The sequence below is a fragment of the Acrocarpospora sp. B8E8 genome (assembly GCF_039871605.1).
GTDB classification, from domain to species: Bacteria; Actinomycetota; Actinomycetes; order Streptosporangiales; family Streptosporangiaceae; genus Acrocarpospora; species Acrocarpospora macrocephala.
Window position 1 is genome coordinate 203,782 of the sequence record NZ_JBDPLV010000008.1, and the last position, 10,098, is coordinate 213,879.

Here is a 10,098-nt window from a genome sequence, read left to right on the forward strand (position 1 = left end):
TGGGCGTGAATTACTCCTCAAATGGACGATGGGAGGGTCTGGCCGCCCACCGATCGGGGCGAGCCCGACCAGGACCTGCCCCCCTCCGCCCGCTGGTACGGCACGCCGACCGCGCCCCCGCGCCGGTTGCCGCGATGGGCGGTCACCCTGCTGATCGCCGTGCTGGCCCTGCTGACGGCCGGAGCGGTGGTCACCGTGGTCGTCCTGGCGGTCCTGGGTGGCCCGGACGAGCCGCCCGAGACCGTCTCCGTCAGCGACGGCCTCGCGGGGGTCACCTATCCGCTGCCGCCCGGCTGGCGGCAGGGCGTGCTGGCGCCGGTCACCGGCTTCACCTCGGTGGCCACCAAGCAGGACCTGGCCATCGTCATGATCCGCCCCGGCGAGCAGGTCGAGCCCGCCGCGCTGCGCCCGGCCCTGCTGGAGCTCACCGAGCTGTACTCGCGGCTGCTCCTGCACGGGGACAAGGTGGACGTGGTCGAGGACAAGGCGATCACGACGAACGGCCGGAGCGGTCATACCCGCGCGTTGCACGCCGAGTATCGAGATGTCGTGAATCAGCCCGCTTTCCTGCGGGTCACCCTGCTCTCCACGGCGTCCGGCGGGACCGTGGTCGTGCTCGTCGTCGCCCACCCGGACGACCCGCGCTCGCGCGCCGACCTCGATCTGATCATGGCGGGAGTGCGCTGACTCGGGGACGGGATCCGCGGTGGTCGGCGTGTTTGTCGGTGGGGGCGGCTACTCTGGCCGGGATGCGTCGGGTGGACAACTGAACGGGGAGGCCGGGTGAGCACGCGAATCCACCGCCATGGCGGCGGTCGCTCAGCTGATCAGCGAGAAGCGGTGGCGCGATGAGCGTGTCCGCGGCGTCTCACCTGTCGCCGTCCTATCCGGACCGGGCAGCCTGGGGGACCGCGCCCAAGCTGCGAGCCTGGCAGCAGGACGCGTTTGACCTCTATTTTCAGCGGGAGCCGCGTGACTTCCTGACCGTGGCGACGCCCGGGGCCGGGAAGACCACCTACGCGCTGCGCATCGCCAGCGAGCTGCTCAACCGCGGGGTGATCCGGGCGATCACCGTCGTCACGCCCACCGAGCACCTCAAACGGCAGTGGGCCGACGCGGCGGGCCGGGTGGGCATCAGCATCGACCCCGAGTTCAAGAACAGCCAGGGCGCGACCTCGCGCGACTACATCGGGGTCGCCATCACCTACGCGCAGGTCGCCATGCACCCGGCGCTGCACCGGGCGCGCACCGAGGCGCGCAAGACGCTGGTCATCTTCGACGAGATCCACCACGCGGGCGACGCCAAATCCTGGGGCGACGGGGTCCGCGAGGCCTTCGAGCCGGCCACCCGGCGGCTCCAGCTCACCGGCACGCCGTTCCGCTCCGACGACAACCCCATCCCTTTCGTCGGCTACACCGAGGACGGGGACGGCGCGCTGCGCAGCGTCTCCGACTACTCCTACGGCTATGGCCCGGCCCTGGCCGACGGCGTGGTGCGGCCGGTCATCTTCCTGGCCTACTCCGGCGAGATGAAGTGGCGCACCCGGGCGGGAGACGAGATCACCGCCACCCTCGGCACCCCGCTCACCAAGGATCAGCTCGGGCAGGCCTGGCGCGCCGCCCTCGACCCCAAGGGCGACTGGATCCGCCAGGTCATCACCGCCGCCGACCGCCGGCTCACCGAGGTCCGCCGGGGCATGCCCGACGCGGGCGGCCTGATCATCGCCACCGACCACGAGTCCGCCCGCGCCTACGCCAAGCACCTGCGCACGGTCACCGGCGAGGGCGCGACGGTCGTGCTCTCCGACGACCCCGGCGCCTCCAAGAAGATCAAGGAGTTCGGCGCCTCCACCCAGCGCTGGCTGGTCGCCGTCCGCATGGTCTCCGAAGGCGTCGACATCCCGCGCCTGGCCGTCGGCATCTACGCCACCAGCATCTCCACCCCGCTCTTCTTCGCCCAGGCCATCGGCCGCTTCGTCCGCATGCGCAAACGCGGCGAAACGGCCTCCGTCTTCGTCCCCTCGGTCCCGTTACTCCTGAGCTTCGCCGCGGAGATGGAGGCCGAGCGCGACCACGTCCTCAACCGCAAACGCGATGAGGACGGGCTGGACGATCTCCTCCTCGAACAGGCCCAGCGCGAGCAGAAGAGCCCCGACGCCTTGGGCGACGAGCTCCCCTTCCAGACCCTGGAAGCCTCCGCCACCTTCGACCGCGTCCTGTTCGACGGCGGCGAGTTCGGCACCGCCGCCGCGGCGGGCTCCCCCGAGGAAGAGGACTTCCTGGGCCTGCCCGGCCTCCTGGAGCCCGATCAGGTGGCCTCCCTCCTCCGCAAACGCCAGGCCGACCAGCAGGCCGCCAAACGCCGCCAGCCCAAACCCGAACCAGAACAGCTCGCCCCCCACGAGGTCATCCACGAACTCCGCAAGGAACTCAACGGCCTCGTCGGCGCCTGGAACCACCGCACCGGCCAACCCCACGGCGTCATCCACGCCGACCTCCGCCGCTCCTGCGGCGGCCCTCCCATCGCCCAGGCCTCCGCCGACCAGATCCGCGACCGCATCACCATGATTCGCCGCTGGGCATCCCAACGAAAATAACGGTTGCTCTGGTCGGATCTTGAAATGTGGGAAGGATCCTTATTGTTGTAGGCGAGCCTTGATCGCCGTCGGTAGGGCCCGCTACTGCGCTAGCCCTCGGCGGGGTGGCGCGCGGCCAGACCGGAGTCACTCAGAAGGGTTGCATCGTCAGGTTCGAAGTCATGATGTCGTTGAGCTGGAAGTCCAAGGCTCCTTTGGGGGCCGCACCCTTGAAGAATGGATAGCTACAGGGAGCGAAGCATGGATACTCGTTCGCGATATGCGACTGCCCGGAAATATCTGACGCCTGATGATTTGTCTGAGTTGACAGGACCTTCGGAAGGGATCGTGAAACTTCCGATTCACCTTGATTGGTCTGAGCAGGGTATTTATGACCTATCGGACGACAGGCAAACCGGGCTGATGTATGAGCGCGTCATCCGTGAAGCCGCCAGCGTCGATGACTTGCGTATCTACCTGAACGCGGCCACGCTTTGTCGCCTATGGGGTCGGCTGTACCTTCCGATTCAAGCCAGGCAAGTGTGGGAAGCGCGATTCCGGGCCCTCACACGAGCGGCTTAAGACCAATGGACCCATTGCACGAACAGGCCGCCAAGATCGGACTGGCCGCGACTCAACGTTTCGGGTTCGCGTTGGCCGGCGGATACGCCGTGCAAGCTCATGGCTTCCTCACACGCCGGTCCGAGGATGTGGATCTCTTCACATCGACCGGCGGAGACTTTGACGCGGCGGTCGTGGCAGCCCTGGAAGCATATCGCCAGGCGGGTTTGACAGCCGAAACGACGATGGTCAATCCAGGCTTCGCTCGTCTGCTTCTCACCGACGCGGACGGTCACTCCGTCAGGGTCGAGATGGGGGTGGACTGGCGCGCCCATCCGCCGGTCACACTGGAGATCGGTCCGGTGCTCCATCCGGATGACACCGTGGGGAACAAGGTCGCCGCCTTGTACAGCAGAGCGGAAGTTCGCGACTTCGTCGATGTCAACGCTGTGCTACGGAGTGGTCGCTATTCGGCGGATGATCTGACCAGGCTTGCGGCCAATGCCGATCCGGGGTTCGACACCGGTATGTTCTCGGTCGCGCTCTCCGCGTTGGACCGTATCCCCGATCAGGCAATCGCTTATCACGGCCTTTCCCAGAGCGAGATCGATCGGCTCCGCGGGCGTTTTCGGGAATGGGATGAATCGCTTTCTTCGCGGGAGCGGCCGGATGGCGTTTGATGTCAGGTGCGGAGGATGGGGGCGCCGGTGAGGTGGGCGCCGGCGTTGGACATCTGCGCCAGGGCGGCGGTGGTCGTCACCTCGGCCACGCCCGCGGTGAGGTCGAGCAGGACGTGGGTGTGGAAGTTGTGGCGGAGGGCGTCCAGGGCGGTGGCGCGGATGCAGTGGTCGGTGGCGATGCCGACGATGTCGAGGTGGGTTATCGCGTGGGAGCGGAGCCAGGAGCCGAGGGTGTCGCCGGTGGGGGTGGTGCCTTCGAAGCCGCTGTAGGCGGCGGTGTGGGCGCCTTTGCTGAAGATTTGTTCGACTTTTGTGGTGTCGAAGGCGGGGTGGAAGTCGGCGCCGGGGGTGTCGGCCACGCAGTGGGCCGGCCAGGTGTTGACGTAGTCGGGGACAGCGGCGAAGTGAGGGCCGGGGTCGATGTGGTAGTCGCGGGTGGCGACGACGTGGTCGTAGGGGTGGGCTCGCAGGTGCTCGGTGATGGCCGCGGCCACCTCGGCGCCGCCTGAGACGGGCAGGCTGCCCCCCTCGCAGAAGTCGTTCTGCACGTCCACGATGACCAGCGCGGTAGGCATGGTTTCAGCCTAAGAGATCGTGGGAGACCGGCGTCGTCCTCATGCGCCGGTCTCCCACGACCAGTTAAAGATAGTAGGTATCGCGGGGTCTCCGGGCGAGAGGCTGTGCGCGATTGGCGGTAGTTCTGTCATTGAGGCACGTGCCCGGGCGCGTGCCGTGGCGAGGGATTCGCGGCCGATGATCTCGCCGTCGCGGATGAGCGGGGCGAGCAGGGGCCGGCCGGCGTCCTCGGCGGGGGCGCGGGTGACGATCTCGGCGGTGGCGGTTCCGTCGCGGAGCGCCCGGTAGGCCCATTTGCGGCCGCCCCGGCTGGGTTTGCCGACGGACTTCTTGGCCACGGGGCTGAGCGTGCCGGCGGCGTTCTCCCGGGTGACGAGCTTGTAGACCAGGTTGGCGGTGGGCGCGCCCGAGCCGGTGACCAGGCAGGTGCCGACCCCGTAGCCGTCCACGGGGGCGGCGGCCAGGGCGGCGATGGCGAACTCGTCGAGGTCGCTGGTGACGACGATGCGGGTCTGGCGCGCGCCCAGGTCGTCGAGCAGCCGCCGTACCTCGATGGCCGCGGTCGCGAGGTCGCCGGAGTCGATGCGGACCGCGCCCAGCGCGGGTCCGGCCAGTTCAACCGCGGTCTGTACGGCTTTCGCCACATCGTAGGTGTCCACGAGCAGGGTCGTCCCGGTGCCCAGAGACGCGAGCTGGGCCTGGAAGGCGGCTTCCTCGGAGTCGTGCAGCAGGGTGAAGGCGTGGGCGGCGGTGCCGGCGGTGGGGATGCCGTACTCCAGACCGGCCATGAGGTTGGAGGTGGAGCCGAATCCGCACAGGTAGGCGGCGCGGGCGGCGGCCACGGCGGAGCGTTCGTGGGTGCGCCGGGTGCCCATTTCGATGATCGGGCGCTCGCCCGCCGCGTGCACCATGCGCGCGGCCGCGGAGGCGATCGCGCAGTCGTGGTTGAGGATCGACAGGACGATCGTCTCCAGCAGCACGGCTTCCGCGAACCGCCCCTCGACCACCAGGATCGGCGACCCCGGATAGTACGTCTCACCCTCCCGATAGCCGTATATATCCCCAGAAAACCGGAATCCAGCGAGGAAGTCATGCGTGGGACGGTCGATCACATCGCGGAGAAACTCCAGCTCCCGGTCTCCGAACTGGAAGTTCTGGATTGCGTCAAGGATGCGTTCGGTCCCCGCGACCATGCCGTAACGCCGCCCGGCGGGCAGCCGCCGCGCGAAAACCTCGAAAACCGCGCGCCGATGGGCGGCTCCGCTGGCCAGCGCGGCTTGCAACATGGTCAACTCGTAGTGGTCCGTAAGCAATGCGGTGCTCATGGTCATCTTCACGAGTCGAGAGTACGACCGCGGTAGGGCAGGATTGGGGATGTGGGTAGCACCGCTCCAATGGAGGTCGAGCGTCCGGCAATCGACGTGCGACCCGATCTGCCATGGCTGACCATCGTCTGGAATGACCCGGTCAACCTGATGTCCTATGTGACCTACGTCTTCCAGAGCGTGTTCGGTTTCACCCGGGAGAAGGCCGAGAAGCTCATGCTGGACGTGCACCACAAGGGCCGCGCCGTGGTGTCCAGCGGCACCCGCGAGGAGATGGAACGCGACGTGCAGATCCTCCATTCGTATGGCCTGTGGGCCACCGTCCAGCGGGATTCGTGATGAGCACCGGGTTCAAACCAAGCAAAACCGGCGTCTTCATCCGGCTCGACGCGGCAGAGGCGTCGATTTTGCGGTCTTTGGTCGGGCTCGTGCTGGGCTTGGTCGAGCCGGGCGCCACCGGCGACGACCCGCTGGAACGCGCGCTCGGCATCGGCGCGGCCGAGGTTCCCACCGATCCGGTCCTCGCCCGGCTGTTCCCCTCGGCGTATGAGGACGAGAAGGAGGCGGGGGAGTTCCGCCGCTACACCGAGGCGACGCTGCGGGACGCCAAGCGGGCCGACGCGGTCACGCTGATCGACACCGCCGCCGGCGGCAAGGTGGAGCTCACCACCGAGCAGGCGGAAGCCTGGATGCGGGCGTTGAACGACGTCCGCCTCATGCTCGGGGTGCGGCTGGAGGTGACCGAGGAGGTGCACGAGGAGATCGCGGGCATGTCGGAGGAGGATCCGCGCTATCCCGCGTTCGTGACCTACGACTGGCTGACCTACCTCCAGGACACGCTCGTTCGCGCCCTTTGGTAGCTTCTCCAGCATGTTGACGATCTCACGGGAGCTGGTCGACCAGATCGTGGCGCACGCCCGCGAGGACCACCCGGACGAAGCCTGCGGCGTGATCGCCGGGCGGGACGGGGTGCCGGAGCGTTTCGTCCGGATGGAGAACGCGGAACGTTCGCCGACCTTCTACCGGTTCGACTCGATGGAGCAGTTCCGGGTCTGGCGGGACATGGACGATCGGGACGAGGAGCCGGTGGTGATCTACCACTCGCACACCGCCACCGAGGCCTACCCGTCGCGCACCGACGTCAGTTACGCCTCCGAGCCCTATGCGCACTACGTGCTTTACTCCACCGAGTTCGACCAGTTCCGGTCTTTCCGGATCGTGGACGGTGTCATCGAGGAGGAGGAAGTCAAGATCCTGGAGTCGAACGGTTAAACTGGGGCCATGTTCTCGGCGGTGCAGAAGTTCCTCTTCGCGCATTCTCGATCGGTCGTCCTCTACGACTGTCGCTGACACAGGAATCCGCGCTCGTGTCCCTGTGTTCCTAAGTACGACAACTGATCAAGGAGATTGACCGAGATGGCCATCGAGGTTCGCATTCCGACCATCCTGCGCACCTACACCGACGGCGCCAAGGCCGTCGACGCCTCCGGCGCCACGCTGGAGGAGCTGATCGGCGACCTGGAAGCCCGGCATCCGGGGCTGCGGGCCCGCCTGGTCGACGAGGGCAAACTGCGCCGCTTCGTCAACGTCTACCTCAACGACGAGGACGTGCGCTTCCTTGGCGGCCTCGGCACCCCGGTGGCCGACGGCGACACGGTGACCGTGCTGCCCGCCGTCGCCGGTGGCTGACCCCAGATGCGCTTCGACTCGCTGATCCATTCGGTCGGCCGTACGCCCCTGGTGGGATTGCCCAGATTGTCACCCTCGGATGAGGTGCGGATCTGGGCCAAGCTGGAGGATCGTAACCCGACCGGTTCGATCAAGGACCGGCCCGCGCTGTGGATGATCGAGCAGGCGGAGAAGGACGGGCTGCTCAGTCCGGGCTGCACGATCCTGGAGCCGACGTCCGGAAATACCGGGATTTCGCTGGCTATGTCTGCGCGGCTCAAGGGGTACCGGCTGATCTGCGTGATGCCGGAGAACACCTCGGAGGAGCGGCGGCAGCTGCTGCGCATGTGGGGTGCCGAGATCATCTCCTCCCCGGCGGCGGGCGGCTCCAACGAGGCGGTCCGGGTCGCGAAGGGGCTGGCCGCGGAGCATCCCGACTGGATCATGCTTTACCAGTACGGGAATCCGGCCAACTGGCGTTCTCACTATGAATCCACCGCGCCGGAGATCCTGGAGGATCTGCCCACGGTCACGCATTTCGTGGCCGGGCTCGGCACCACCGGGACGCTGATGGGCGTCGGGCGGTTCCTGCGGGAGCGGGTTCCCGGCGTGCAGATCGTCGCCGCCGAGCCGCGTTACGGCGAGCTGGTGTATGGGTTGCGCAACGTCGACGAAGGGTTCATTCCCGAGCTTTACGACGCCTCCGTGCTGACCACCCGATTCTCGGTGACGTCGGCGGACGCGCTGGCCCGCACCCGCGAGCTGCTGGCCGCCGAGGGCATCTTCGCGGGGATCTCCACCGGGTGCGCGCTGCATGCGGCTTTGGGGATGGCACGCAAGGCCGTACAGGCGGGAGAGCGGGCCGACATCGTGTTCATCGTCGCGGACGGCGGGTGGAAATACCTGTCCACGGGCGCGTACGAGGGGACGCTGGGCGAAGCCGAGGACCGGCTGGAAGGACAGCTTTGGGCATAATTGACATCCTCCCCCGGCGTGAACGCCGGGGACTCCCCCACGTCGCCGTGGAGTTCTTACTGCTTCCGCTACGCCGCATGAGCGTCGTAGGTTGCGGGCGATGCCAGGGTCGGAATTGCCTCACCTGGTCTTACCCGCCCTCCACAGTCGTTTCGGGTGTCCGCCAGCCCGGCGGCCACCATGTCCGCATCCTGCCCTCCCCCGGCCGGGGACGCCTCCTCCGCCTGCCCGCGCAGGCGGATCCCCTCGGCCAAGATGTTCAGCGCGGCCGCCAGGTCACGGTCGTGGTGCTCTCCGCAGACGGGCAGTCCCACTCCCGCATCTGAAGCGGTGTCTTCCCGTTCCGCCAGCCGCAGCACGGGCACAACTGCGAGGAGGGAAACCAGCGGCCCACCGTGACTACCGTCCGCCCATAGCGAGCCGCTTTCCCACCTAGTAGAGTACGGAACGCGCCCCAAGACGCATCGTTCACCGATTTCGCCAGCCGACCGCGGGCCAGGCCCCGCACCGCCAGGTCTTCGATCGCAACCGTTTGGTTCTCACGGATGATCGCTGTGCTGGTCTGGTGCAGGAAATCCCGGCGCGCGTCGTTCACCTTGGCGTGCTGGCGGGCTAGGGTGATCCGCGCTTTCTCCCGGTTCTTGCTCCCCATTTCCTTTCGCGACAGTGCCCGCTGCAGGCGGGCCAGCCGCCTGGCCCGGCGGCGCATCCACCGCGGATTGGCGATCTTCGTGCCGTCCGACAGGACCGCATAATGGGTCAACCCCAGATCGATCCCGATCTCGGCGTCCACCTCGGGCAGCACCTGACCGGCATCCTCGACCTCGATCACGAACGAGGCGAAAAAGCGGCCCGCCGCATCCTGAATGACCGTGACCGACGACGGCACCGCTGGCAGCTCCCGCGACCAGCGCACCTCGACCTTCCCGATCTTGGCCAGATACAGCGTCCCGTCGCCGGATAGGCCGAAGGCGGTGCCGGTGAACCGGGCCGACTGCCGCCGGTCCCGGCGGGACTTGAACACCGGCAGGCCCATCCGCGGGCCGCGCCGTTTCCCACTGACCGAATCGAAGAAATTCTTGTACGCCACGTCCAGGTCGCGCAGCGACTGCTGGAGCGGGACCGCGGATACCTCACCCAGCCAATCCCGCTCCGCGGTTCGTTTCGCCGCCGTGACACAGATCTTCTGCAGATCCCCGCCACCGATCCAGGGCCGCCCGGCTTCCGCGCGGCCTTGCGCATCGCCAGCGCGTCGTTCCACACCACCCGGACACAACCGAACAACCGGGCCAGCGCCTGACGCTGGGAGGCGTCGGGGTAGAGCCGGTAGTTGTAGCGCAGCCTCACCCCCGGGCCTCCTCCCACAAGCCAGCCACACACTGTTACGACTCGAACACACTAGCGTGTGGTCGATGGCAGCGGAAGCTGAATATCTGCATGGCAGGCATCTCCTCCCCCGCCCTCCAGGCTCATCCGGTCATCGCGGCCACATATCGGTGGAAATGTCACTCGACGAGGATGATGCAGCGGCGAAGACATCATGATCGAGGTGTGCGATAGCTGTCGAATCCGACAGCGCCGCCCAACCTGACCGGTCCAGGTTCCGCGCACCGCGCACCGCGCACCGCGCACCGCGCACCGCGCACCGCGCACCGCGCACCGCGCACCGCGCACCGCGCACCGCGCACCGCGCACCGCGCACCGCGCACCGCGCACCGCGCACCGCGCACCGCGCAC

At 67.7% G+C, this 10,098-nt stretch carries 12 protein-coding genes and 1 pseudogene; 9 read left to right on the forward strand and 4 right to left on the reverse strand.

What is annotated here, in order from left to right:
• Positions 1–21: 21 nt before the first annotated feature.
• From ABGB08_RS10440 to ABGB08_RS10455, 4 genes are all read left to right on the forward strand, one after another.
• Positions 22–687 carry a hypothetical protein gene (locus ABGB08_RS10440; protein ID WP_347588832.1) on the forward strand — a complete coding sequence of 222 codons (666 nt, stop codon included), beginning with the start codon at positions 22–24 and terminating at the stop codon, positions 685–687.
• A gap of 161 nt (positions 688–848) precedes the next feature.
• On the forward strand, positions 849–2,597 hold the full coding sequence (locus ABGB08_RS10445; protein WP_347588834.1) for a DEAD/DEAH box helicase: 1,749 nt from the start codon (positions 849–851) through the stop codon (positions 2,595–2,597).
• 240 nt (positions 2,598–2,837) lie between these two features.
• Positions 2,838–3,158 carry a hypothetical protein gene (locus tag ABGB08_RS10450; RefSeq protein WP_347588836.1) on the forward strand — a complete coding sequence of 107 codons (321 nt, stop codon included), beginning with the start codon at positions 2,838–2,840 and terminating at the stop codon, positions 3,156–3,158.
• A gap of 5 nt (positions 3,159–3,163) precedes the next feature.
• A complete protein-coding gene (locus tag ABGB08_RS10455; RefSeq protein ID WP_347588838.1) occupies positions 3,164–3,817 on the forward strand; it encodes a nucleotidyl transferase AbiEii/AbiGii toxin family protein in 654 nt (217 codons plus the stop codon).
• A gap of 2 nt (positions 3,818–3,819) precedes the next feature.
• Here the strand turns inward: ABGB08_RS10455 and ABGB08_RS10460 are convergent, their stop codons facing one another.
• Together ABGB08_RS10460 and ABGB08_RS10465 are read right to left on the reverse strand one after the other, a co-directional pair.
• Positions 3,820–4,392 (reverse strand): isochorismatase family protein, encoded by a 573-nt coding sequence (locus tag ABGB08_RS10460; protein ID WP_347588840.1) that lies wholly within the window; start codon positions 4,390–4,392, stop codon positions 3,820–3,822.
• 39 nt (positions 4,393–4,431) lie between these two features.
• The gene (locus tag ABGB08_RS10465; protein ID WP_347588854.1) at positions 4,432–5,724 is read right to left on the reverse strand and encodes a nicotinate phosphoribosyltransferase; all 1,293 of its coding nucleotides are present in this window, start codon (positions 5,722–5,724) and stop codon (positions 4,432–4,434) included.
• Positions 5,725–5,769: 45 nt separating this feature from the next.
• Between ABGB08_RS10465 and clpS the strand changes: the two genes are divergently transcribed.
• The 5 genes from clpS to ABGB08_RS10490 all read left to right on the forward strand — a co-directional run bounded on the left by clpS (position 5,770) and on the right by ABGB08_RS10490 (position 8,361).
• Entirely contained in the window at positions 5,770–6,057 is a 288-nt protein-coding gene (gene clpS / locus ABGB08_RS10470; RefSeq protein WP_155347375.1) for an ATP-dependent Clp protease adapter ClpS, read from the forward strand.
• Positions 6,057–6,578 carry a DUF2017 domain-containing protein gene (locus tag ABGB08_RS10475; RefSeq protein WP_347588842.1) on the forward strand — a complete coding sequence of 174 codons (522 nt, stop codon included), beginning with the start codon at positions 6,057–6,059 and terminating at the stop codon, positions 6,576–6,578. The genes clpS and ABGB08_RS10475 overlap by 1 nt, the downstream gene beginning before the upstream one ends.
• A 10-nt stretch (positions 6,579–6,588) precedes the next feature.
• Positions 6,589–6,990: a M67 family metallopeptidase gene (locus tag ABGB08_RS10480; RefSeq protein ID WP_155347377.1), complete on the forward strand. Its 402-nt coding sequence runs from the start codon at positions 6,589–6,591 to the stop codon at positions 6,988–6,990.
• Positions 6,991–7,134: 144 nt separating this feature from the next.
• Positions 7,135–7,407: a MoaD/ThiS family protein gene (locus tag ABGB08_RS10485; protein WP_347588844.1), complete on the forward strand. Its 273-nt coding sequence runs from the start codon at positions 7,135–7,137 to the stop codon at positions 7,405–7,407.
• 6 nt (positions 7,408–7,413) lie between these two features.
• The gene (locus tag ABGB08_RS10490) at positions 7,414–8,361 is read left to right on the forward strand and encodes a cysteine synthase (protein WP_347588846.1); all 948 of its coding nucleotides are present in this window, start codon (positions 7,414–7,416) and stop codon (positions 8,359–8,361) included.
• A 259-nt stretch (positions 8,362–8,620) separates the two neighbouring features.
• Here the strand turns inward: ABGB08_RS10490 and ABGB08_RS10495 are convergent, their stop codons facing one another.
• Positions 8,621–9,622, reverse strand: a complete 1,002-nt coding sequence (locus tag ABGB08_RS10495) for an RNA-guided endonuclease TnpB family protein (RefSeq protein ID WP_347588848.1) — start codon at positions 9,620–9,622, stop codon at positions 8,621–8,623.
• Between the two features lie 14 nt (positions 9,623–9,636).
• A pseudogene (locus ABGB08_RS10500) lies at positions 9,637–9,741 on the reverse strand (helix-turn-helix domain-containing protein); the annotation flags it as partial.
• Between the last annotated feature and the right edge of the window lie 357 nt (positions 9,742–10,098).